General features: G+C 72.4%; 20 protein-coding genes. 10 read left to right on the top strand and 10 right to left on the bottom strand.

Annotated features, from left to right (window positions below; translation table 11 throughout):
• The first annotated feature begins 147 nt into the window (after window positions 1-147).
• The 3 genes from P5G59_RS07610 (at window position 148) to P5G59_RS07620 (ending at window position 4,000) form a co-directional block, all read left to right on the top strand.
• Complete coding sequence (locus P5G59_RS07610; RefSeq protein WP_301217562.1) at window positions 148-987, top strand: DUF4097 family beta strand repeat-containing protein; 840 nt, start codon at window positions 148-150, stop codon at window positions 985-987.
• A complete protein-coding gene (locus P5G59_RS07615; protein ID WP_301217564.1) occupies window positions 984-1,613 on the top strand; it encodes a PadR family transcriptional regulator in 630 nt (209 codons plus the stop codon). The genes P5G59_RS07610 and P5G59_RS07615 overlap by 4 nt, the downstream gene beginning before the upstream one ends.
• Window positions 1,614-1,846: 233 nt before the next feature.
• A complete protein-coding gene (locus tag P5G59_RS07620; RefSeq protein ID WP_301218794.1) occupies window positions 1,847-4,000 on the top strand; it encodes an APC family permease in 2,154 nt (717 codons plus the stop codon).
• A gap of 16 nt (window positions 4,001-4,016) precedes the next feature.
• On the opposite strand, the gene P5G59_RS07625 is transcribed toward P5G59_RS07620, so the two are convergent.
• On the bottom strand, window positions 4,017-4,577 hold the full coding sequence (locus P5G59_RS07625) for a CGNR zinc finger domain-containing protein (protein WP_301217566.1): 561 nt from the start codon (window positions 4,575-4,577) through the stop codon (window positions 4,017-4,019).
• A gap of 58 nt (window positions 4,578-4,635) precedes the next feature.
• Between P5G59_RS07625 and P5G59_RS07630 the strand changes: the two genes are divergently transcribed.
• A complete protein-coding gene (locus P5G59_RS07630) occupies window positions 4,636-5,640 on the top strand; it encodes an SLAC1 family transporter (protein WP_301217568.1) in 1,005 nt (334 codons plus the stop codon).
• An 18-nt stretch (window positions 5,641-5,658) separates the two neighbouring features.
• Here the strand turns inward: P5G59_RS07630 and P5G59_RS07635 are convergent, their stop codons facing one another.
• Window positions 5,659-6,393 (bottom strand): MBL fold metallo-hydrolase, encoded by a 735-nt coding sequence (locus tag P5G59_RS07635; RefSeq protein ID WP_301217569.1) that lies wholly within the window; start codon window positions 6,391-6,393, stop codon window positions 5,659-5,661.
• A gap of 83 nt (window positions 6,394-6,476) precedes the next feature.
• Here P5G59_RS07635 and P5G59_RS07640 point away from each other — a divergent pair, with 83 nt between their 5' ends.
• Entirely contained in the window at window positions 6,477-7,238 is a 762-nt protein-coding gene (locus tag P5G59_RS07640; RefSeq protein WP_301217570.1) for a MerR family transcriptional regulator, read from the top strand.
• An 82-nt stretch (window positions 7,239-7,320) separates the two neighbouring features.
• Here the strand turns inward: P5G59_RS07640 and yczE are convergent, their stop codons facing one another.
• Window positions 7,321-8,223 (bottom strand): membrane protein YczE, encoded by a 903-nt coding sequence (yczE, locus tag P5G59_RS07645; protein WP_301217572.1) that lies wholly within the window; start codon window positions 8,221-8,223, stop codon window positions 7,321-7,323.
• Window positions 8,224-8,287: 64 nt separating this feature from the next.
• Between yczE and yczR the strand changes: the two genes are divergently transcribed.
• From yczR to P5G59_RS07660, 3 genes are all read left to right on the top strand, one after another.
• Window positions 8,288-9,769 (top strand): MocR-like transcription factor YczR, encoded by a 1,482-nt coding sequence (gene yczR, locus P5G59_RS07650; RefSeq protein ID WP_301217574.1) that lies wholly within the window; start codon window positions 8,288-8,290, stop codon window positions 9,767-9,769.
• Between the two features lie 132 nt (window positions 9,770-9,901).
• Window positions 9,902-13,318, top strand: a complete 3,417-nt coding sequence (locus tag P5G59_RS07655; protein WP_301217576.1) for an efflux RND transporter permease subunit — start codon at window positions 9,902-9,904, stop codon at window positions 13,316-13,318.
• 73 nt (window positions 13,319-13,391) lie between these two features.
• Window positions 13,392-14,288 carry an arginase family protein gene (locus P5G59_RS07660; RefSeq protein WP_301217578.1) on the top strand — a complete coding sequence of 299 codons (897 nt, stop codon included), beginning with the start codon at window positions 13,392-13,394 and terminating at the stop codon, window positions 14,286-14,288.
• Window positions 14,289-14,369: 81 nt separating this feature from the next.
• Here P5G59_RS07660 and hutI read toward each other — a convergent pair whose 3' ends face one another.
• The 3 genes from hutI to hutH form a co-directional block, all read right to left on the bottom strand.
• Window positions 14,370-15,533 carry an imidazolonepropionase gene (gene hutI, locus P5G59_RS07665; protein WP_301217580.1) on the bottom strand — a complete coding sequence of 388 codons (1,164 nt, stop codon included), beginning with the start codon at window positions 15,531-15,533 and terminating at the stop codon, window positions 14,370-14,372.
• On the bottom strand, window positions 15,530-17,200 hold the full coding sequence (gene hutU, locus P5G59_RS07670) for a urocanate hydratase (RefSeq protein WP_363324679.1): 1,671 nt from the start codon (window positions 17,198-17,200) through the stop codon (window positions 15,530-15,532). Before hutU ends, hutI begins: the two co-directional genes overlap by 4 nt.
• A gap of 112 nt (window positions 17,201-17,312) precedes the next feature.
• A complete protein-coding gene (gene hutH / locus P5G59_RS07675) occupies window positions 17,313-18,854 on the bottom strand; it encodes a histidine ammonia-lyase (protein WP_301217581.1) in 1,542 nt (513 codons plus the stop codon).
• A gap of 84 nt (window positions 18,855-18,938) precedes the next feature.
• Between hutH and P5G59_RS07680 the strand changes: the two genes are divergently transcribed.
• Entirely contained in the window at window positions 18,939-19,697 is a 759-nt protein-coding gene (locus tag P5G59_RS07680) for an IclR family transcriptional regulator (RefSeq protein WP_301217583.1), read from the top strand.
• A gap of 27 nt (window positions 19,698-19,724) precedes the next feature.
• On the opposite strand, the gene P5G59_RS07685 is transcribed toward P5G59_RS07680, so the two are convergent.
• Together P5G59_RS07685 and P5G59_RS07690 are read right to left on the bottom strand one after the other, a co-directional pair.
• A complete protein-coding gene (locus tag P5G59_RS07685; protein WP_301217585.1) occupies window positions 19,725-20,201 on the bottom strand; it encodes a GNAT family N-acetyltransferase in 477 nt (158 codons plus the stop codon).
• Window positions 20,202-20,291: 90 nt separating this feature from the next.
• Window positions 20,292-20,810, bottom strand: coding sequence for a Dps family protein (locus tag P5G59_RS07690; RefSeq protein WP_301218798.1), 519 nt, complete (start codon window positions 20,808-20,810; stop codon window positions 20,292-20,294).
• A gap of 249 nt (window positions 20,811-21,059) precedes the next feature.
• Between P5G59_RS07690 and P5G59_RS07695 the strand changes: the two genes are divergently transcribed.
• A complete protein-coding gene (locus P5G59_RS07695; RefSeq protein WP_435871248.1) occupies window positions 21,060-21,488 on the top strand; it encodes an Hsp20/alpha crystallin family protein in 429 nt (142 codons plus the stop codon).
• A gap of 33 nt (window positions 21,489-21,521) precedes the next feature.
• On the opposite strand, the gene P5G59_RS07700 is transcribed toward P5G59_RS07695, so the two are convergent.
• Together P5G59_RS07700 and P5G59_RS07705 are read right to left on the bottom strand one after the other, a co-directional pair.
• Window positions 21,522-21,962: an SRPBCC family protein gene (locus P5G59_RS07700; RefSeq protein WP_301217589.1), complete on the bottom strand. Its 441-nt coding sequence runs from the start codon at window positions 21,960-21,962 to the stop codon at window positions 21,522-21,524.
• Window positions 21,963-23,504 carry a phytoene desaturase family protein gene (locus P5G59_RS07705; RefSeq protein ID WP_301217591.1) on the bottom strand — a complete coding sequence of 514 codons (1,542 nt, stop codon included), beginning with the start codon at window positions 23,502-23,504 and terminating at the stop codon, window positions 21,963-21,965.
• Between the last annotated feature and the right edge of the window lie 242 nt (window positions 23,505-23,746).

Below are 23,746 nucleotides of genomic sequence, written 5' to 3' on the forward strand. Positions count from 1 at the left end.
CCTGAGCGCACCCTGAATCCGGCGCTCTCCCGCCGAAACGGGTTGCGCCGCGGCAACTCGCGATATATCGTGATTTACGTCAACAGTCGCGATATAACGCGAGTCACCGACGGTCCCGGCACGGACCGGAGAGCAAGGAGCAGGAACATGGCACAGGAGAAGTGGCTGATCCAGCCCGGCGAGAGCCGCACGATCGACGTCGAGGTCGTCCGCGCGCTCAAGGTCGGCTTCATCGGGGGACAGATCGACATCGTCGGGCACGACGAGCCGAGCGCGCGCATCGAGGTCCACTCGGTCACTGGGCGCGACCTCAAGATCGTGATCGACGGCGACCGGCTGGAGATCGACCACCCGCAGCTGCGCTGGGACAACTTCATCGAGGTCTTCAAGTCGATGCGGTCGAGCGCCCGCGCCGACGTCAGCGTGCTCGTCCCGCGCGACGTGGAGCTGAAGTTCGGCGTCGTCTCGGCCACGGCCCTGGTCTCGGGCCTCACCACGGATGCGCGCCTCAGCACGGTCTCCGGCGACATCGTCGTCGACGGCCTCACCGGCGACATCGAGCTCAATTCGGTGAGCGGGGAGCTCTCGGTGCGCGACCACACCGGCCGCATCTCGGCGCACACGGTCTCGGGAGACGTGACCGCGACCGGCGCCATCCGCCGCTTCTCGGCCGACGGCGTCTCCGCCGACGTGATGCTGGATGTGACCGGCACCCCGGACGACATCGCGATCAACACGGTGTCCGGCGACACGACCATCCGCATCCCGGAGGCCATCGGCGCCCGGTACCGCGTGAACACCGTCTCCGGCAAGGTGCAGCTCGACAACATGACGGTCGTCGGCGGCATGGGGAAGGGGTACACCGGCACCTCGGGAACCCTCGACGGCACCTGGGTCGAGATCAACGTGAACTCGGTCTCCGGCGACGCCGCCGTTCTGCGCAGCGCCGCCACGACGAGCGCAGGCTCGCAGGAGGCGTCCGCGTGAGTCCCGTGTTCTCGCACGGCAGCCTCCGCCTCTACCTGCTGAGCCTGCTGGAGGAGTCGCCCCGGCACGGCTACGAGCTGATCCAGGCGCTCACCGACCGCTTCGGCGGCACCTACAGCCCGAGCGCCGGCACCATCTACCCCCGGCTGGCGAAGCTGGAGGAGGAGGGCCTGGTCACCAAGACCGCGGAGGGCCGCAAGACCGTGTACGCCATCACGGACGCCGGCCGGGCCGAGCTCGAGGCGCGCCGGCCCGAGCTCGACGCGATCGAGGAGGAGGTCACCGATTCGGTGCGCCGCCTCGCCGACGAGGTGCGGGCCGGCGTCGATGACGCCATGCGCACCCTCCGCGCCGAGCTGGCCTCCGCCGCACGGCAGGCCAAGCGCAACGCCTCGCGGGTCGACCCGCGCCAGCAGGCGCGGGAGGCGGGCCGGGACGTCCGCGCGGCCGGCGCTGCGGCGGTGCGCGAGGCGGAGGCGGCGCTCAACGAGTTCCGTCAGCAGCTGCGCACCGACCTGCGTTCGGAGGCCGCGCGCGGGACGCTCCCCGAGTCCGTCGTGCCGCTCCTGAAGTCGGAGCTGGACCGCGTTCAGCGCGCCGTCGTCGAGGCCATCGGCCGGCGCTGACGGCGTCGTCGCTGCTTCGGAGAAGAGTCAGCGAATGCTCATCTCGCTCCCAGTGAGGCCGCTTCTGGCGGCGCGTCCGCGCGAATCCGCGGCGAAGGACGCGCTGCCGGATCAGCCCTCAGTGTTTGCAGATCCCCGGGAATCGGGCGGCGCGACGCGCCGGCTTGACAGTGCATTGCCAGCGAGTATGCTCGCACCTCGTGACAAATGAGGGGAGATCCCCGAAGCGCTGGTTGATCGGCGACCCGCTTCCGAGCGAAAAGCTCGAAGGACAGCTGCTCCCGAAGCACCTCGCCCTACCCATCTTCGCCTCGGACGCCCTGTCGAGCGTCGCCTACGCGCCCCAGGAACTCCTGATGATCCTGCTGCTCGGTGGGCTCGCGTTCCTGACCTTCGCGCCGTGGGTCGCCGCGGCGGTCGTGGTGCTCCTCGTCACCGTCGTGCTCAGCTACCGCCAGCTGGTCAAGGCGTACCCCTCCGGCGGCGGCGACTACGAGGTCGCCCACAAGAACCTCGGCGAGAAGGCCGGTCTGATCGTCGCCTCCGCATTGCTGGTGGACTACGTCCTCACCGTGGCGGTGTCGGTCGCGTCGGGTGTCGACAACGTCATCTCGGCGCTCCCGTTCCTCGCGCCCTGGCGGGTCGAGCTCGCCATCCTCTGCGTCATCCTCATCGCGGCCGTCAACCTGCGCGGCGTGCGGGAGTCGTCCAAGGCGTTCGCCCTCCCGACCTACATCTTCATCGGCAGCATCGCCCTGATGATCGTCACCGCCCTGGTGCGGACGGCCCTCGGCAACGCTCCTGTCGCCGAGTCCGCCGGGTACCAGGTGCACGCCGACTCGCTCACCCAGGCGGCGGTCGTGCTGCTGCTGCTGCGCGCGTTCTCCAGCGGCTGCTCCGCCCTCACCGGTGTGGAGGCGGTCGCCAACGGTGTCCCGGCCTTCCGCACTCCCAAGATCCGCAACGCCCGCGTCACGCTCGGCCTCATGGGCGGCATCGCGATCACGCTGTTCGCCGGCCTCACCGCGACCGCGCTCATCAGCGGCGTCCACTACGCCGAGAACCCGTGCGATCTGCAGGGCTGGGCGCAGTGCGCCACCTCGCCGCAGCGGAGCCTCATCGCGCAGATCGCCGCGGCCACCTTCGGCAACAACACGTTCTTCTTCTTCCTGGTGCAGGCGGCGACGGCCGTCGTCCTGCTGCTCGCGGCCAACACCGCGTTCAACGGCTTCCCGCTGCTCGGCTCGGTGCTCGCCCGCGACTCGTACGCGCCGAAGGCCCTCAACACGCGCGGCGACCGCCTGGTGTACTCGAACGGCATGATCATCCTGGCCCTCGCGGCCACGGTGCTGCTGGTCGTCTACCAGGCCAACCTGACCCAGCTCATCCAGCTGTACATCATCGGCGTGTTCGTCTCGTTCACGCTCGGCCAGTCCGGGATGGTGAAGCACTGGATCACGCTGCTGCGCTCCGGCGGGCAGACCGGCCGGGAGCGCACCGGCATCGTCCGCTCGCTGTGCATCAACGCGTTCGGCGCCTGCCTGACCGCCATCGTGCTCATCGTCGTGACGATCACCAAGTTCACGCACGGCGCGTACCTCGTCTTCATCTTCATGCCGATCCTCTGGTTCCTCATGCTCGGCGTGAACCGGTACTACCGGGATGTGGAGAAGGAGATCGAGGTCGACCCGGTGACCACCTTCGGCGCCGTCGGCGACCACGCCGTCGTGCTGGTCGGCAAGATGCAGAAGCCGGCCCTCAAGGCGCTCGACTACGCCATCGCGGCGCGGCACGACTCGATCGAGGCCGTCCACGTCTCCATCGAGGAGGAGGCGACGCAGAAGCTGCAGCGCCAGTGGGTGGAGCAGAACATCCACGTGCCGCTGACGATCATCGAGTCGCCGTACCGCGACTTCGGCATCCCGCTGGTGAAGTACCTCAAGCACCGCCGCGAGCAGCACGGCTCCGAGGTCGTGACCGTCTACCTGCCGCAGTACATCGTCGGCCACTGGTGGGAGTCGCTGCTGCACAACCACCGCGCCCGCCGGATCAGCAAGCAGCTCATGCTGTGCCACGGCGTCACCGTCGCGCTCGTGCCGTGGCTGCTCGACTCCTCGTCGTTGATCTACGGCCGCCGGTCCCGCCCGCTGCCCGGCCAGGACCGCCGAGGCGAGCCGGTGCGCCCCGTGGCGCGGCGCCCGCTGGTGCCGGCGTCGCGACCGCATGCGCGCATCCACATCCACGAGGTGCCGATCACGATCGATCAGCCGCCGCAGACCGCGGAGGACATCGCCGCGACGATCCCGGAGCCCGCGCGCGAGCCGCAGGAGGCCGGCGCCGGGTCCGGCGCGCAGCAGAAGCGGGTGCCGGCGCGAGCGAAGCGCTAGGTCCGGGCTCCGCGGGTCAGTGCGAGGCCCGCGCCTTGGCGGCGTGCCGTGCGACGCGTGCCCGGTTGCCGCAGCCGTCGGGCGTGCACCAGCGGCGCTTGCTGTTGGTGGCGACGAAGAGCTGAGAGCAGTCCTCGGCCGCGCACTCGCGGAGCCGCCCGGCGCGGAGCGCGTCGAGGACGGCGAGAAGCGACCGGATGACGGCCGCCCGGCTGCCCTCGGCCGTGCCGTCGGCCGGGGAGGCGATGGTCACCTCGAGGCCGTCGGCGCCCTGCTGCAGGTTCGGGTGCTCGGGCGCAGCGGCGAGCACGGCGTTCGCGCGCGCGACCAGGGGAGCGGACGCGTCCCGCCCTTCCCGCGCGGAGGCCAGGAGCTCGGCGGTGAGCGCGCGGAGCGCGATCGTGTCGTCCTTCGCAAGCCCGGCGAGTGGACGGGGTGAGCGCGCCGCCTGGAACGCCCAGAACTCCTCCGTCGCGTCGTCTGCGTCGAGCTGGTCGAGGGCGGGCGTGTGCGCGGTCTTGAGCGTGTTGACGAGGTCGATCGCGAGCGGTTCGCCGAGGAGCGTGAAGTGGGCCACGGGACGAGTCTAGCAAACTAATGGATAAAGTGGGCGCGAATGCGTTAGTATCATCGCCATGACCCGCGAACGCATCCCCCTCAACACCCTCGCCGTCCCGTTCGGCCTCGCCGGGCTGGCCGAGGTGTGGACCGCCGCGAGTGCCGTCCTCGGCCTGCCCGACGCCGTGCCCGACGCGTTCTGGCTCCTCGCCGGCGCCGCGTGGCTCGCCATGATCGCCGCACACGTCGTGCGCGGCATCCGCGTGCACCGCCCGCTCACCGAGCAGCTCCGGCACCCGGCGCAGGGCCCGATCGCCGCGTTGGTCCCCGTGGTCGGGATGCTGCTCGGGGCGCGGCTCCACGGTGTCCTGCCGGTCGCGGGCACCGTGCTCGTGGTCCTCTCGATCGCGACCGCGACGGTGTTCGCCGGCTGGATCCTCGCACGCTGGCTGCGCGGCACCGAGACGGCAGCGGTCCACGGCGGCTACCTGCTGCCCACGGTCGCGGCCGGGCTGATCGCCGGCACCACGGCCGCCGAGGTGGGCCTGCCCGAGGTCGGCTGGGCCGCGTTCTCGGTCGGGGTGCTGTTCTGGTTCGTCATCTTCGGCATCCTGGTCGCGCGCTTCGGCGCGCTCGCCGCGCTCCCTGGCCCGCTCGTGCCGACCATGGCCATCCTCGTCGCACCGCCGGCGGTCGCCGGTCTCGCCTGGATCGCACTGACCGGGCGCGCCGACGGCCCTGTCGTCGACGGACTCGTCGGCCTCACGGTGCTGTCCGTGCTCGTGCAGGCGGCGCTCCTCCCGCTCTACCGGCGGACGCCGTTCAGCCTCGGCGCGTGGTCGTTCACGTTCCCCTTCGCAGCGGTCGCGACGCTGTTCGTCGCGGTGTCCGCCGGCGTCCCGGTGCTGTCGGTGGTCGTGGCCGTCGCCGGTGCGGCCGCGATCACGCTGCTGGTCGGAACGGTCGCCTACCGGTCGCTCCGGCTGCTCGCCCGCTCGCGGCGCGCGGCCGAGCGCCAGCTCACCGCCGCGGACGACCGGGCGGAACGCGGCGGGGCGCACCCCGCGCGCCTGCGGGCCTGACGCAGGGGCGGGCTGCGGTCAGGGCCGGGCGCTCGCGGGGAAGGCGACCAGCGGGCCGTGCCCGGGGAGGACCAGGTCGGCGTCGCACAGCACCAGGCGGCGGGCGCTCCGGGCGGCCTCGTCCGCATCCGACTGGAAGAACGCGGGCAGCTGCTGCAGCTCGCCGGTCTCGCGCAGCAGCGGGTGACCGCTGACGATCGCGTCTCCGGTGATCAGCGCGCGCGACTCCGGCTCCAGGAAGCACACGCTTCCGCTCGTATGGCCGGGGGCGGGCACGATCCGGAGGGTGTGGCCGGTGTTCAGCCGCACCTCCTCGCCGTCGAGGGCCACCGCGTCCCGCACCCCGACGTCGGCCTTGCCGCCGGCGCGGACCGCGGCGACCGCCCAGCGCACCGTGCCGCGGGCGAAGATCGACGGCAGCAGGTCGCGCACGGTCACCTGCTCGGTGACGTCGCGGCGCACGTTCGGCAACTCGTCCAGGGCGGCGGCCACGACGACGCCGCGTTCGGCGGCGAACCATGCGCTCGCGCCGAGGTGGTCGGAGTGGCCGTGGGTGATCAGGATGCGCCGCAGCCCGGCAGGGTCCGCTCCCGCGATCCGGATCGACTCCTCCACCAGCGGCCGGTCGGCGGGGTAGCCGCAGTCGACCAGCTCGACGGCGCCGTCGCCGTGGAAGACGGTCCAGTTGGAGAGCGGGCCTTCGACGAAGAGGACGCCGGGGGCGACGCGGGTGGTCGAGCGGATGCTGGTCACCAGGTCACTGTAGCCGGACCGCTTGACCTTGACGTAACGTCAACTCCTAGCGTGGATGACGCACCGCACGAGAGGAGGGGGACATGGACTGGTCCATCCAGGACATCGCACGGATCGCCGGCACCACCAGCCGTACGCTGCGCCACTACGACGCCATCGGGCTGCTGAAGCCGAGCCGCGTCGGCGGCAACGGCTACCGGTACTACGACCGCGACTCCCTCGTGCGGCTGCAGCGCATCCTGCTGCTCCGCGAGCTCGGTCTCGGCCTCGACGCCGTCGGCCGCGTGCTCGACGACCGCACGGATGCGGTGCCCGCGCTGCGCGACCACCTCCAGTGGCTGCGTGCGGAGCGGGAGCGGCTGGCGCGGCAGATCGCGTCGGTCGAGTCGACGATCCACGCCGTGGAGGAAGGAGAGGAACTCGTGGCAGAGCAGATGTTCGACGGGTTCGATCACACGCAGTACAAGGAGGAGGTCGAGCAGCGCTGGGGGAAGGACGCCTACGCGGCGTCGGACCGCTGGTGGCGCAGCAAGACCCCGGAGGAGCGGGCCGAGTGGCAGGCGCGCCAGGCGCGGCTCGCCGCGGACTGGCAGGCGGCGGCCGCGTCCGGCGTCTCACCCGACTCGGAGGAGGCGCAGGCGCTCGCCCGGCGTCACGCCGACTGGCTGGCCGACATCCCGGGCACCCCGGGCTACGGCACGGGCGCGCCGCTCGCGGCGTACCTGACCGGGCTCGGCGACATGTACGTCGCCGACGAGCGCTTCGCCGCGAACTACGGCGGCCCCTCCGGGGCCGCCTTCGTGCGCGACGCCCTCCACGCCTACGCCGCCGCGCACCTCGCCTGACCCGCCCCCAGCCATCAGCTCCTGACTTTTTCGAGCAACACGCCGCGCGCAGGTCGAAGAACTCAGGAGCTGATGGCGTCGGTCAGGGGTGGCGGGGGCGGCGGGTGATGCGGTCGTCGAGCCAGTGGGCGGCGATCACGCGCGACGGGCGGGACGCACGAGATGCGGACGGCTCGCGCGGCGCCCGGGGCTCGCGGTCGGGCTGCGGAGCGCGGACGAAGGGGGAGTCCGGACGGGCGAAGCGGTCGTGCGCCGCGCGGTCGGATTCGAGCAGGATGCCGTCGCGCACGTCGAAACGGACGGCATCCTGCTCGCCCTCGAGGCCGGCCGACTGCTCGGCCGTTCCCTCGAGCTCGCTCTCCAGTCCCGCCGCAGCCGTTGCAGCGTCCTGCGGAAGGCGGATCGCGAAGAAGGGGAGGGTGATGCTGCAGAGCGGCCCGACGAGCAGCGCGAACGCGAGCGTCCCGATGCCGACGTTCCCGCCGAGCGCCCACCCGACGATGAGCACGGTCACCTCGATGGCGGTGCGCACCATCCAGATCGGCCGGCCGGTGCGGGCGTGCAGGCCCGTCATCAGGCCGTCGCGCGGGCCGGGCCCGAGGCGCGGGCCGATGTAGAGGCCGGTCGCGACCGCGAGCAGCACGAGGCCCGCGGCGAAGAACAGCACCTGCGCCCACAACTCCGTCTGCTGCGGCAGCAGGTCGAGCCCCAGCTGGGCGCTCGGTCCGACCAGCAGCACGTTCAGGATGGTGCCGAGCCCCGGCTTCTGCCGCAGCGGGATCCAGAACGCCAGCACGACGAGCCCGATCAGGTTGGTGACCCACCCGAACTCGATGCCGGTCTTGAGGGACAGGCCCTGCGCGAGCACGTCCCACGGCGACACCCCGATGCCGGCGCGGACCATGAGCGAGATGGCGATCCCGTAGAGGAACAGTCCGATCAGCAGCTGCACGATGCGGCGGGTGAGGAGGAGTCGGGTGGTCATGGCTGCAATCCAATCGCAGCGATTGGACTGGCGGCAAGATGCCAATTCGCCTAAAGTGGCCTGCATGTCGGATGCCCAGCTCACCGCCCGTTCGCTCGAACAGCTTCTCGGCTCGTGGCGGACCTCGGCGGCCGGTTATCAGGCGCTCGCCGACCGCATCCGGCTGCTTGTGCTCGACGGCCGCGTCCCGATCGGCACCCGCCTGCCCGCCGAGCGGGACCTCGCCGGCCGGCTGGAGCTCAGCCGCACCACCGTCGCGGCCGCCTACCGTCAGCTGCGCGAGGGCGGCTTCATCGACAGCGTCCGCGGTTCGGGCAGCGTCACCCGGCTCCCCGGCCGCACCCTGCCGCTTCCTGCCGTCGGCGGCGAGGGGATGCTCGACTTCACGAAAGCGTCCCTGCCCGCGGCCTCGGCCCTCCCCGCCGCCGCCCGCGCCGCCGCGGAGGAGCTGCCGCGCTTCCTCCCCGACCCCGGCTACGACCCGGTCGGCCTGCCGCACCTGCGCGAGGAGATCGCCGCCCGCTACACCCGGCGCGGTCTGCCGACGACGGCCGACCAGATCCTGGTCACCGTCGGCGCCCAGCAGGCCATCGCGCTCATCGCCCGCACGTTCCTCGGCCGAGGCGACCGGGTCGCGATCGAGGTGCCCACCTACCCGCACGCCATCGAGGCCATGCGCCTCGCCGGCGCGCGGCTGGTGCCGATGACGGTCACGGCACAGGAGGAGGGACCGCACCCGGTCGGCGACGACGCGCCGGACGGCTGGGATGCCGACGCGATCGAGCAGACCTTCCGCCGCGCCAACCCCGCGCTGGCGTACATCCTCCCCGACTTCCACAACCCGACCGGCGCCACCATGTCGCCGGCCACCCGCCGCCGGGTGCTCGCCGCGGCCGCCGCTCACGGCACGATCCTCGTCGCCGACGAGACCTGCGCCGAGCTCGACATCGACCGTCCCGGCGAGTACCTTCCGCTGCCCTGCTACGCCGACACGGATGCGGCCGGCGCGCAGATCATCATGATCGGCTCCGCCAGCAAGACGCTCTGGGGCGGCCTCCGCATCGGCTGGATCCGGGCCGAGCGGTCGCACATCCAGCGTCTGATCGGCGCGAAGCCCTCGACCGACCTCGGCACCCCGATCCTCGAGCAGCTCGTCGTCGCCAAGCTCATGCCGCAGCTGGAGACCATCGTCGAGGAGCGCAGGGAGCAGCTGCGCCTCGGCCGCGAGACCGTGCGGACGCTGGTGAGCGAGAGATTCCCCGAGTGGTCCGTCCCGCTCCAGCACGGCGGGCTCACCGCCTGGGTCGGACTCGGCGCCCCCGTCAGCTCGGCGCTCGCGCTCGCCGCGCGGAGCCACGGCCTGCTCATCGCGGCCGGGCCGCGGTTCGGGCTCGACGGCGCCTTCGAGCGCTTCCTCCGCATCCCGATCACCTACACGCCGGAGGAGTACGAGCGCGCCTTCTCCGCCCTCGAACGCGCGTGGGCGGTGGCGGCGAACGAGCCGGCGCCCTACTTCGACGCCGGGGCCCTGCCGAGCGTCGTCTGACGCTGGGGCACTCCCGCGGGAGTAGCGGGAAGTCGTACCAGGGCATGAAGAAACCGCCCACCGCGCCCTGACATACTTTCCGTGCGCCACCGTCGCCGCGCGCCCTGCAACCCGCCCTCGAGGGGAATTCCCGTGCACAACCTCGCCGTCCTGAGCATGAAGAACCGCGCCCTGATCGCGCTCATCACGATCGTCGCCGCGTTCTTCGGCGGCCTCGCGCTCACCAACCTCAAGCAGGAGCTCGCGCCGTCGATCTCCTTCCCGCAGCTGGTCGTGCTCTCCAGCTACCCCGGCGCGTCGCCGGAGGTCGTCAACCACGACGTGAGCACGCCGGTCGAGGCGGCGATCCAGGGCGTCCCGGACCTCGACAGCACGTCGGCGGTCAGCAGCACGAACCAGTCGATCATCACCGCGAAGTTCACCTACGGGACGGATCTGGCCACCGCCGAGCAGAAGATCGACCAGGCGATCAACCGCATCAAGTCGACCCTTCCGTCGGGGGTCGAGCCGCAGGTGCTCTCCGGCAGCATCGACGACCTGCCCGTGATCCAGCTCGCCGTCACCGGCGGCACGGATCAGCGCACCCTCGGCGACGACATCACCAAGCTGGCGCTGCCGGACATCAAGGACCTCACGGGCGTCAACGACGCGCAGCTCGTCGGCGAGGTGGGCCGCCGCATCACCATCACCCCGGATCCGGCCAAGCTGGCGGCGGCGGGCGTCTCGTCGTCCGCGATCAAGGATGCGCTGCAGCAGAACGGCGTGCTCATCCCGGGTGGCGACATCACGGAGAACGGCTCGACCCTGTCCATCCAGTCGGGCAAGCAGCTCGGGTCTGTGGAGGACATCGCGTCGCTGCCGCTGGTGGCGAGCGGCGCGGCGTCGGGAGGCGGTGCGGCCGCAGGCGGCGCGGCCGCCGGCGCGACCGGCGCCGGCTCGGCCGCCGGCGCGTCCGGCACGCGGGGCGGCACCGTCGTCGCCGCCCCCGCGACGCCGACCACCATCGGCGCGGTCGCGACCGTCGCCGAGACCGACGATCCGATCACCTCGCTCTCCCGTGTCGACGGCAAGCCGGCGCTCACGATCGCCGTCACCAAGCTCCCCTCGGCCAACACCGTCGCCGTCTCGCACGCCGTGACCGGCCTCATCCCGGACCTGGAGAAGAAGCTCGGGTCCGACGCCAAGATCACGGTTGTGTTCGACCAGGCTCCGTTCATCACCCAGTCGATCGACTCGCTCGCCGAGGAGGGTCTGCTCGGCCTCCTCTTCGCGGTCATCGTCATCCTGGTGTTCCTGCTGTCGATCCGGTCCACCCTGGTGACGGCCATCTCCATCCCGACCAGCGTGCTCATCACGTTCATCGTGATGTGGGCGACCGGCTACACGCTCAACATCATCACGCTCGGCGCGCTGACCATCGCGATCGGACGCGTGGTCGACGACTCGATCGTCGTCATCGAGAACATCAAACGGCAGCTCGTGCCCGGCGCCGACCGCGCCGTCACCATCGTGCGCGCGGTGCGCGAGGTGGCGGGCGCCATCACCGCCTCCACGATCACGACCGTCGCGGTGTTCCTGCCGCTCGCGTTCGTCGGCGACGTGACCGGCGAGCTGTTCCGTCCGTTCGCGCTGACGGTGACGATCGCCCTGCTGTCGTCGCTGCTCGTGGCGCTGACGATCGTGCCGGTGCTGGCCTACTGGTTCCTTCGCGCGCCGAAGGCGCACAAGCACGAGGACGTCGAGCAGGCGGACGCGTCGGCGCTCTCGGTCGACGAGGCCACGGCATCGGGCATCGACGAGCTCGAGCACCCGTCGCGGCTGCAGAAGGGGTATCTGCCGATCATCCGGTGGACGCTCCGGCACTCCTGGGTGACCATCCTCGCCGCGGTCTTCGTGCTCGTGCTCACGTTCGCCGCGCTGCCGTTCGTGAAGACCAACTTCCTCGGCTCCAGCGGCCAGAACTCCCTCACCGTGACGCAGACGCTGGACCCCGGCGCGAGCCTGCAGTCGAAGGACGACGCGGCCAAGGTCGTCGAGAAGAAGCTGCTCGCCACGGACGGGGTCAAGACCGTGCAGGTCTCCATCGGCTCCAGCGGCTCGTCGCTGCGGGACGCGTTCACCGGCGGCGGAGGAGGCACCACCTTCTCCATCACGACGGACCCGAACGCCGACCAGGAGAAGCTGCAGAACACCATCCAGGACGAGCTGGCCGGCATCAAGGACCAGGGCGAGATCACCCTCTCGGCGTCGTCCGGGTTCGGCGGCTCGACGGACATCCAGGTGGATGTGAGCGCGAGCAACGACGCGGACCTGCAGAAGGCGACCGACGCGGTCGTCGCACAGCTGCAGAAGAAGTCCTCGCTCAAGCAGGTCACCGACAACCTCAGTGCGTCCCTGCCCTACGTCGCGGTGGAGGTCGACCGCGAGAAGGCGGCGGAGGCGGGGCTGAGCGAGGTCGCGGTCGGCACGCTCGTCTCGCAGGCGATGCAGCCGACGCAGGCAGGGTCCGTCGCGATCGACAACACGACGCTGAAGATCTACCTCCAGTCGGAGAACCCGCCGACGACCGTCGCCGGGCTGTCGCAGCTCGCCATCCCGACGGCCCGCGGCGTGGTGCCGCTCGACACCCTCGCCTCGGTGCAGGAGGTCAAGGGGCCGGCGACGGTGACGACCGAGCGCGGGCTGCGCACGGCGAGCGTGACGGCGACCCCGGCGACCGACAACCTGTCGACGGCGAACGCGGACGTCGCTGCGGGCCTGAAGGCGGCAGAGCTGCCCAGCGGGGCGACCGCGAAGGTCGGCGGTGTCACGGCGAGCCAGTCGGATGCGTTCAGCCAGCTGCTGCTCGCGCTGCTCGCGGCCATCCTGATCGTCTACATCGTGATGGTTGCGACCTTCCGGTCGCTGCTGCAGCCGATCCTGCTGCTGGTGTCGGTGCCGTTCGCGGCGACCGGCGCGATCCTGCTGCAGATCGCCTCCGGCATCCCGCTCGGCGTCGCCTCGATGATCGGTCTGCTGATGCTCGTCGGCATCGTCGTCACCAACGCCATCGTGCTCATCGACCTCGTCAACCAGTACCGGCGCCGCGGGCTGACGGTGTCGGAGGCGGTGGCGCACGGAGCCTCCCGCCGTCTGCGGCCGATCCTGATGACGGCGCTGGCGACGATCGCCGCGCTGACGCCGATGGCGATCGGACTGACCGGCCATGGTGGTTTCATCTCGCAGCCGCTCGCGATCGTCGTGATCGGCGGTCTGATCTCCTCGACCGTGCTGACGCTGGTGGTCCTGCCGACGCTGTACAACCTGGTCATCGGACGCAAGGAGCGGAAGGCCGCGAAGAAGGCGGCGCGGGCCGGCGGAGAGGGCGACGGATCCGGTGGCCGGCCAGGGCCCGACGGCGACGGCGACGGCGAGGGCGAGGGCCCGCAGGGCGAGACGCCGGCGCCCGGGGCTGCCGCCGAACCGGAGTCCGTCGGCACCGCCGGCACCGTCAGGCGCGCGCCCGAGCCGCCGCTGTTCCCGCGGCCGGCGGGCGGGTCTCAGGTCTGACGTCCGGGATCCCAGACGGCGGACAGGCCCGTGCCGGTCCGCCGCGGGACGCCGCCCGGCTAGGGTCGCGGGTATGAGCGAGCTGGGCCTGTCCGTCGATCCACTGTGGCATCGGGCCGGCGACTGGCCGCCGCTCGGGCCGGACGGCGCCGACCTCACCATCCTCGGCATCCCGACGCACGAGACCTCGCTGTCCCCGACCGGCGCGCACGCCACACCGGCCGCGGTGCGTGCGGCGCTGCGGCGCTACGCGACGTTCGCGCCCGGGCTGGACGTCGAGGCACTGCGCTTCGCCGACGCCGGCGACATCGACGCTCCCGACGCTCCGGAGGGACGCGAGCGCGCAAGGGCCGCCGTCGCCGCGGCGGTCGCGGGCTCGCGCCTGACCGTCGCGATCGGCGGCGACAACAGCCTTACCGTGCCCGCCGCGCTCGGGGCGGCGGGCGACACGCTGCCGCAGGCCGGGCTGATCACCCTCGACGCTCACCACGACCTTCGCGACGGCACGTCGAACGGCTCGCCGGTGCGCGAGCTGCTGGAGGCCGGGCTCGACGGGCGCAGGGTGGTGCAGATCGGGATCGCCGACTTCGCCAACTCGGCCGCCTACGCGCGCCGCGCGGCCGACCACGGGATCACGGTCGTGACGCGCGACGAGCTGCACACGCGTCCGATCGACGACGTGATGGCGGAGGCGCTGGAGATCGCCGGGGCGGGCGGAGGGCCTGTGCACGTCGACCTCGACGTCGACGTGTGCGACCGCTCCGTCGCGCCCGGCTGCCCGGCGTCCGTGCCCGGCGGCCTGGCGGCCTGGGAGCTGCGCCGCTTCGCGCGCCTCGCCGCCGCGTCCCCTCTGGTGCGCTCGATCGACATCGCCGAGGTGGATGCCACCGCCGACACCCCCGACCAGCGCACGGTCCGCCTGGCCGCCCTCCTCGTCCTCGAGTCCGCCGCCGGCCTCGCCCAGCGCTGACCGCACCCACCGTCCAGTCCGCAAAAACTGCACGCGACACGCCGTCGCGGCGTGCAGTCTGTGAGGACTCGATGGAGGGGGTCAGGCGGGGGACCGGAGGGTGCGCGCGACGAGCGGGACGCCGGGGCGGTAGGCGAGGTGGAGGTGGCTGGGCGCGTCGAGCACGACCAGGTCGGCCCGCGCACCCGGACGCAGGTGGCCGACGTCGTCGCGCCGGAGCGCCGCCGCTCCCCCGAGCGTCGCGGCGCGCAGCGCCTCCGCAGGAGTGAGCCCCAGCTCGCGCACGGCGAGGGCGATGCAGAACGGCATCGACGACGTGAACGACGACCCGGGGTTGCAGTCGCTGGCGAGCGCGATCGTCGCGCCCGCGTCCAGCAGCCTCCGACCCGACGGGTACGGGTGCCGGGTGGAGAACTCGACGCCCGGGAGGAGGCCGGCCACCGTGTTCGAGGCCGCCAGCCGTTCGATGTCGTCGTCGGTCAGGTACGTGCAGTGGTCGACGCTCGCCGCATCCAGCTCGACCGCCAGGGCCACGCCCTCGCCCCGTCCCAGCTGCGAGGCATGCACGCGCACTCCGAGCCCCCGAGCGGCTCCGGCGGTCAGGATGCGGCGCGACTGCTCGACGCTGAACGCCCCGGTCTCGCAGAACACGTCGATCCAGCGCGCGTGCGGCGCGCACTCGTCCAGCATGGGACCCACGACGAGGTCGACGTACGCCTCGGGGTCGTGCGCGAACTCCGGCGGCACCACATGCGCGCCGAGGAAGGTGGTCTCGGCGGTCACCTCGCGAGCCAGCCGCAGCAGCCGCGCCTCGTCCTGGACAGTGAGCCCGTAGCCGCTCTTGACCTCGAACGTCGTGGTCCCCTGGGCGTGCAGCTCCGACACGAACCGGGCGAGGCCGCGGCGAAGTTCCTCGTCGGTCGCGGCCCGCGTCGCCGCCACCGTCGACCGTATGCCGCCCGCCGTATACGGCCGTCCCGCCATCCGGGCCTCGAACTCCTCTGCCCGGTCGCCGGCGAAGACGAGGTGCGTGTGCGCGTCCACGAAACCAGGGATCACGGCGGCGCCGTCGACGTCGAGCACCTCGTCCGCGTCCTCGTTCGGCGCGGCGGCGGCCGGTCCCGTCCACACCACGCGGCCGTCGACCGCGAGCAGCGCCGCATCGTGCAGCACGCCGTCCGGGCCAGGATGCGCCGGATCGAAGGTGACCAGCTCGCCGATCCCGGTGACGAGGAGAGCGCTCATGGCCGGCCGGCCCCCTGTTCGCGCATCGGGATGCGCAGCCCGCGCTCCTCCGCGACCTCCACCGCACGGTCGTAGCCTGCGTCGACGTGACGCATCACGCCCGTGCCGGGGTCGTTGACCAGCACGCGCTCGATCTTCTCCGCGGCAAGCGGAGTCCCGTCGGCGACCACGACCTGGCCCGCGTGGATGCTGCGCCCGATCCCGACGCCGCCGCCGTGGTGCAGCGACACCCAGGTGGCGCCGGATGCGGTGTTGAGCAGCGCGTTGAGCAGCGGCCAGTCGGCGATCGCGTCCGAGCCGTCCGCCATGGACTCGGTCTCCCGGTACGGCGACGCGACCGAGCCGGAGTCGAGGTGGTCCCGCCCGATCACGACGGGTGCCGACAGCTCGCCGGAGGCCACCATCTCGTTGAAGCGGAGCCCCGCCAGGTGCCGCTCCTTGTAGCCCAGCCAGCAGATGCGTGCGGGAAGGCCCTCGAAGTGCACCTTCTCGCCCGCCTGGGTGATCCAGCGGCGCAGGTGCTCGTCCTCCGGGAACAGCTCCAGCACGGCCCGGTCGGTCGCGGCGATGTCGGCCGGGTCGCCGGAGAGCGCCGCCCAGCGGAACGGTCCCTTGCCCTCCGCGAAGAGGGGGCGGATGTAGGCGGGCACGAAGCCGGGGAAGTCGAACGCCCGCTCGTAGCCGCCCAGCCGGGCCTCGGTGCGGATCGAGTTGCCGTAGTCGAAGACCTCGGCGCCGGCATCCTGGAAGCCGACCATGGCCTCCACCTGGGCGGCCATCGACCGGCGCGCGTCCTCGGTGAACCGCTCGGGATCGGCGGCCGCGCGCTCGCGCCACTCCTCGACGGTGTAGCCGATGGGCAGGTACGAGAGGGGGTCGTGCGCGCTGGTCTGGTCGGTGACGATGTCGATCGGGACGCCGCGGCGGAGCAGCTCGGGGAAGACCTCCGCCGCATTGCCGACGACGCCGACCGAGAGCGCCTGGCCCGCGTCCTTGGCCGCGAGGGCGCGGGCGATGGCGTCGTCGAGGTCGTCGGCCAGCACGTCCAGGTAGCCATGCTCGACGCGGCGCTGCAGGCGGGAGCGGTCCACATCCGCGATCAGCACGGCGCCGCCGTTGAGGGTCACGGCGAGCGGCTGCGCTCCGCCCATGCCGCCGCAGCCGCCGGTCAGGGTGAGCGTGCCGGCCAGGGAGCCGCCGAACCTCTTGCGCGCCGCCGCGCCGAACGTCTCGTACGTGCCCTGCAGGATGCCCTGCGAGCCGATGTAGATCCAGGAGCCGGCGGTCATCTGGCCGTACATGGTGAGCCCGAGCGCCTCGAGGCGGCGGAACTCGGGCCACGTCGCCCAGTCGCCGACGAGGTTCGAGTTGGCGATGAGCACGCGGGGCGCCCACTCGTGCGTGCGGAACACGCCGACCGGCTTGCCCGACTGCACGAGCAGGGTCTCGTCGGCCTCGAGGTCGCGGAGGGTCGCGACGATCGCGTCGAACGCCTCCCAGCTGCGGGCCGCGCGTCCCGTCCCGCCGTACACGACGAGGTCGTCGGGCCGCTCGGCGACCTCGGGGTCGAGGTTGTTCATCAGCATCCGCAGGGGGGCCTCGGTCTGCCAGCTCTTCGCGTTGAGCTCCGTGCCGCGCGGTGCGCGCACCGGTCGTGCTCCATCCATCGTTCGCGTTTCCTTTCGTTCGTCGCCATCAGCTCCTGAGTTCTTCGACCGACACGCCGGCGTCTTGGTCGAAAAAGTCAGGAGCTGATGGCTGGGGTCTGGGGGTGGGGAGTCAGGAGAGGGGGAGGGCGGCGGCGGCGCGGAGGGCGCCGGAGGCGACCAGGGCGTGCGCGGCCTCGATCTCGGGGGAGAGGTGGCGGTCGGGCCCGGCGCCCGGCACGACGGTGCGCAGGGCGGCGATGACGGCTCCGGTGCGCGGGCCGGGGCGGAGCGGGGCGCGCAGGTCGGCGGCGCGGGCCGCGGTCATCGCCTCGATCGCGATCACGCGGGCGAGTCCGTCGAGCGCGCGGCGCAGCTTGCGGGCGGCTGCCCAGCCCATCGACACGTGGTCCTCCTGCATGGCCGACGACGGGATGCTGTCCACCGACGCCGGCGCCGCCAGCCGCTTCAACTCGGAGACGATGCCGGCCGCCGTGTACTGCGCGATCATCAGCCCGGAGTCGACGCCGACCTCGTGCGCCAGGAACGGCGGGAGCCCCTGGTTGCGCGCAGGGTCGAGGAAGCGGTCGGTGCGCCGCTCGGACATGCTCGCGACATCCGCCACCGCGATGGCGAGGAAGTCGAGCACGTACCCGACCGGGGCGCCGTGGAAGTTGCCGTTCGACTCCACCCGCCCGTCGAGGGTCAGGACCGGGTTGTCGACCGCGGAGGCGAGCTCGCGCCCGGCGACCAGCTCGGCGTGCGCGAGGGTGTCGCGCGCCGCGCCGTGCACCTGCGGGGAGCAGCGCAGCGAGTACGCGTCCTGCACGCGCGTGCACTCGGGTCCCTTGTGGCTCGCGACGATCGGGGAGCCGGCGAGCATGGCCCGAAGGTTCGCGGCCGAGACGGCCTGCCCGGCCTGAGGGCGCAGCCGCTGCAGGTCGTCGGCGAACACCGCGTCCGTTCCGAGCAGCGCCTCGACGCTCATCGCCGCAGCGATGTCGGCGTCGGTGAGGAGCCCGTGGAGGTCGTGGATGGCGAGGGCGAGCATGCCGAGCATCCCGTCGGTTCCGTTGATGAGCGCGAGGCCCTCCTTCTCGGCGAGCACGACCGGCGGTATGCCGGCCTCGGCCAGCGCGTCGCCGGCGTCGCGCAGTTCGCCGCCGACGCGGACGCTGCCCTCGCCCATCGCCGCGAGGGCGCAGTGGGCGAGCGGCGCGAGGTCGCCCGAGCAGCCGAGCGAGCCGTACTCGTGGACGACGGGCGTGATCCCGGCGTTGAGCAGCGCGGCGTACGTCTCGACGGTCTGCGGCCGGGCGCCGGTGCGGCCGGTCATCAGGGTGGAGAGCCGGAGCAGCATGAGCGCGCGGACCACCTCCTCCTCGACCTCCGGCCCGGAGCCGGCCGCGTGCGAACGGACGAGGCTCGCCTGCAGCTGCGCCCGGCGGTCGCCGGGGATGAACGTGGTGGCGAGAGCGCCGAAGCCGGTGGAGATGCCGTAGTGCGGCTCGGCGTCGTCGGCCAGCGCCTCGACGATCGCCCGGGAGGCGGCGACGCCGTCGAGCGCGGCGGGGTCGAGCTCGACGCGCGCGCCGTGGCGCGCGACGGCGACGACCTCGTCGATGGTCAGCGGGCCCGCGCCCACGGTCACGGTGATGGTCTGGGTCTGGAGCATGCACCGATCATCGCGCCGGGCGACCGGAGGCGGACCGGGGCTAGGCTGCTCGGTGTCCGGTATCCCAGACGAAGCGGAGGTGGGATGAGCAAGGTCCCGGCGGCCGAGAACACGCTGCGCATCCTCGGCTTCCTCGGTGCCCAGCGCGGGCCGGTCCCCGCCGCCGCCATCGCGTCCGCGCTCGGGCTGCCGCGGTCCACGGTCTACCATCTGCTCGCGGTGCTGTCCGAGCACGGCTATGTGCTGCACTTCCCTGAGGCGCGCCGCTACGGGCTGGGGGTCGCCGCGTACGAACTCTCCAGCGGGTTCTCGCGGCAGCAGCCCCTGAGCCGGCTCGGGCGGCCGATCGTGGCCGCCCTCGTCGACGCGATCGGCGAGTCCGGTCACGTCGCGGTGCTGCACGGGCGCGACGTCGTCTACATCGTGGAGGAGCGGGCGCGCCGCCGGCCGCGCCTGGTCACGGACGTGGGCGTGCGGCTGCCCGCCCACCTGACGGCGAGCGGACGCGCGCTGCTGGCCACGCTGCCCGCCGAGCAGCTGCGGGCGCTGTACCCGGATGCCGCCGCCTTCGAGGATCGCACCGGCTCCGGTCCGCACTCGTATCCGGAGCTGCGCCGCCTCGTCGCGGAGGCGCGGGAGCGCGGCTACGCGACCGAGGACGGCGACGTGACCCCGGGCTTCGCCTCGGTCGCGGTGTCGGTGCGCGACCACGCCGGCTGGCCGGCCGCGGGCATCGCCGTCACCTTCCCGCGCGAGAACCTGCCGCCCGACGAATGGGACGCCCTGGCCGACCGGGTCCGCGCGGCGGCCGCGGAGCTCTCCCGCCGCATCCGGGGCAGCTGACCCGGCCCGCGCGGCCTGGCGCGCCGCTCAGGACGTGGGCGCGGCCTGCGGCAGCGGCTTCGCGTAGCAGACCGAGTACGGGTCGCCCGCGTAGGGGCCGAAGTTGGGGATGCGGACGTAACCCGCCCGCTCGTACAGCGCGATCGCCGCGTGCTGCAACGGGCCGGTCTCGAGCCGCAGCTCGGCGACCCCGGCGGCCGTGGCGACCTCCTCGACCGCGCCGAGCAGCTGCCGGGCAAGGCCCTGGCCCCGTGCGTCCTCGTGCACGAACATCCGCTTCAGCTCGGCCTCTCCCGACGCACCGAGAACGAGCGCTGCGATCCCCAGCGCACGGCCGTCGACCCGCGCCGCGAACACCGTGACGCCCGGCCTCTCCAGCTCCGCGACATCCAGCAGATAGCAGCTCTCGGCGGGGTAGAGCGAGAACGCGAACTCGTCGCTCAGCCGCAGCAGCTCCTCGAGGTCGGGCTGGCGAGGAGGCTCTGGGCGGATCACGGTCGGCACGCCTCGATGGTAGCCGCGGCGTGTGACGGCGGCGTTTCGTGCAGCGTGGGGGTGCGACCGGGAAGGCGTCGGCCGCACCCCCGCGCCGGCTCAGGCCCGGCTGGGCGTGCGGTTCTCTGCGCTGACCATCCAGGCGAACTGCTCGAGCCGCTCGATGATCGCGTGCAGCAGGTCGGCCGAGGTCGGGTCCTCCTCGTCGACGTCGTCGTGCACGTCGCGCATGGTCCGGACGACCGCCTCAAGCCGCTCGGTGATCAGGTCGACCGTCTCGGTCGTGTCGACCTCGCCGTTCGGGAACTCGGGGAGGCTCGTCTGCTCGGCCACGGTCGCGCTGCGGCCGTCGGGGGTGGCGTGCAGCGCGCGCAGGCGCTCGGCGACGTCGTCGCTGAACTCGCGGGCGGCCTCCACGATCTCGTCCAGCTGCAGGTGCAGGTCGCGGAAGTTGCGGCCGACGACGTTCCAGTGCGCCTGCTTGCCCTGCAGGTGGAGCTCGATCAGGTCGACGTGCACACGCTGCAGGTTCTGCGCGAGCTCGGCCGAGGCGACGAAGCCGTGCTCGGCGTGCTCGCGCCGCGTGGGCGCGACGCCGACGGTGCTCGTGCGGCGCACGGCCGCGGTCTTCGGTGCGGTCTTCTTCGCGGTGCTCTTGCTCGCGGTCTTGGTCTGGCTTGCGGCCACGGTGGGTCCCTTCTGCTCGATGGACACCGGTCACCGTAGGCCTCGGCGAGCCGGGAGGGAACCGGGTTGACAGAGAGGGAAAGCACTTGGCACTCTCCAATCGAGAGTGCTAAAATCTTGGGTCGAAAAGAGGGGCGAAAGAGCCCCTCACCAGCTCAATCGAAGAAAGGGGTACATCCGATGGCCATGTCGTTCGATCCTTTCTCGCAGTTGGACCGGATCGCTCAGAGCGTCTTCGACACGAGCCGCCAGCCGCGCCTCATGCCGGTCGACCTGTTCCGTGAGGGCGACCGCTACATCCTGAACGCCGACCTGCCCGGCGCCGACCCGGCGTCGGTCGACGTCGACGTCGACGGCCACCTCCTGACCATCCGCGCCGTGCGCAGCGCCGCCGACCGCGACGGCGCCCGGTGGCTCGCCCAGGAGCGGCCGTACGGCGCGTACCTGCGGCAGTTCACCATCGGCGACGACGTCGATCCCGAGGGCATCACCGCGTCGTACGACAACGGTGTGCTGAGCGTGATGATCCCGATCGCCGAGCGGGCGAAGCCGCGGAAGATCACGGTGGAGTCGACGCGCGGCAGGGACGCCAAGGCGGTCTCGGCCTAGCGTCGCGGCGCCAGCAGCGCGGAGGGCGCGTCGTCAGACGGCGGCGCGCCCCCGCGCCACCCACTCCAGGCGACGCAGGCTCTCCCGGTTGCGGATGTGCAGGATCGCGTCCGCGATCGCCTCCGGGATGAGCGCGACCGGCCCGGAGTTCGGGAACTCCTCCATCCTGACCACGCACCCGCTGCCCCGCGGCCGCACCTCGATGATCACCCGCTCGGTGCCGAACGGGCGCGTCTTCGCCTCGAGCACCATCTTCCGCGGCGGCTCCCAGACATCGACCCTGGTCTCGTCGTTGAGCACGAGCGGCCAGACGCCGACCGAATGGTGCAGGCGCGAACCGGTCGAGGGGTATCGGTCGTCGGCCGCGCGGAGCCGGGACGCGCCCACCACCCAGGTCGGATACACCCACGGGTCGGCGAGGGCGGAGAAGACCTGCTCCGGGGTGCAGGCCATGCGGCGGACGTTGACGGACATTCAGGGCTCCCGGAGGGTCGGCGGCGTGATGGAGTCGGGGATGGGGAACGGCGGGGGCGGCGCGGCGACCTGGTCCGGTGCGGGGGAGAGGTCGGGCATCCGCGTGACGCCGAACGCGTGCCGGAGCGCGCTGCGGGCCGCGTAGTAGCCGCCCAGTCCGTGCACTCCCGGCCCGGGAGCGGCGGACGCGGAGGCCAGGTACAGCCCGTGGCCCGGCATCCGCCACGGGTCGGAGGAGAGCACAGGACGCGCGACCAGCTGGCCGAAGTCCGGCGAACCGGCCGAGATGTCGCCGCCGTGGTAGTTCGGGTTGTGCTGCTCCATCTGCGCCGCCGTCATCGTGGAGGTGCCCAGGATGAGGTCGCGGAAGCCCGGCGCGAACTGCTCGATGCGCCGGATGATCGCCTCGGTGCGGTCCTCGGCCGAACCGCGCGGCACGTGCGTGTACGTCCACAGCACGTGCTTGCCCGCGGGGGCACGCGTCCCGTCGAACAGGGACGGTTGCGACACCAGCACGTAGGGCGGGTCGCTCTCGCGGCCGGCGGCGACCGCGTTCTCGGCGGCGGCGATGTCGCGGCGGCTGCCGCCCAGGTGAACGGTGGCGGTCTCGAACAGCTCGGGGTTCGTCCACGGCACGGGCCCGGCCAACGCGAAGTCGGCCTTGAAGACGCCGTTGCCGTCGCGGAACCGCCCGACGCGGCGAAGGTAGCCGGGCGCGAGGCGGTCGCCGGCGAGGCGGGCCGCATCCGCCACGTGGGTGTCGAAGACGACGACGCGCGACTCCGGGAGCTCCGCCAGCGACTCGACCGGCGTCCCTGTCACCACCTGGCCGCCGTGCGCCTCGATGTCGGCGACCATCGCGTCCGCGATGGACTGGCTTCCGCCGGCCGGGATGGGCCAGCCGCGCGCGTGGGCGTACGTGGCGAGCGTGAGGCCGGCCGCTGCCCCCGCGACGCTCGGGAGCGGCAGCGTCGTGTGCGCCAACACGCCCGCGAGCAGGGCGCCGGGCGCCTCGGTGCGGAACGGGAGGCCCCACCACGGACCGCCCTGGGCGAGCGCAGTCAACCCGAAGCGGGCGGCGACGAGTGGATGCCGCGGCACCTGCAGCAGCGCCGAGCCGGTGAACTGCGCCACGGCGTCCGCGTGCTCCACCAGAGGTCCGAGCAGGGCGCGCCAGGCAGGGCCGTCCACGCCGAGGTCCTCTGCCGTGCGCTCGAGGTCCAGGTACGCCATGGCGACCCTGCCGCCGTCGAGGGGGGTGCCGTAGGAGGCCGTCGGTACGACGAAGGGGACGCGCCGGGCCAGCCCGAAGCGGCGGAAGAAGCCGGAGGCGAAGGCCAGCGGGTGGACCGCGGAGCAGATGTCGTGCCGGAAACCCGGGAGGGTCACCTCCTCGGTCCGCAGCCCGCCGCCGACGGTCGCGTTGCGCTCGTAGACGCGGACGGAGAGGCCCGCGCGGGCGAGCGTCACCGCCGCGGACAGCCCGTTGGGGCCGGATCCGACGACGACGGCGTCCACGTGTTCGGCGGATGCAGAGCTCATACGTCCCTGTATACCCCGGGGGACGGCGGAGGCCGAGGGAGACCGGCAGCCCGCTCCCAGCATCCATCCGGTACAGTAGATCAGTCGGCTCTTGACACCGCGCCTGCCGCGCGGATGGGTTTGTCAGTCAAGTGGGCCGGTTCCGCACCCGATCGGCGGTGTGGATCACATCAATCGTGAACGGCCCCGGACACAGTTCGCCCGGGAATCATTCGGTGCGTTTCGGCGTGCCGCCGCGCACT

The organism is Leifsonia virtsii (genome assembly GCF_030433675.1).
Lineage (GTDB): Bacteria > Actinomycetota > Actinomycetes > Actinomycetales > Microbacteriaceae > Leifsonia > Leifsonia virtsii.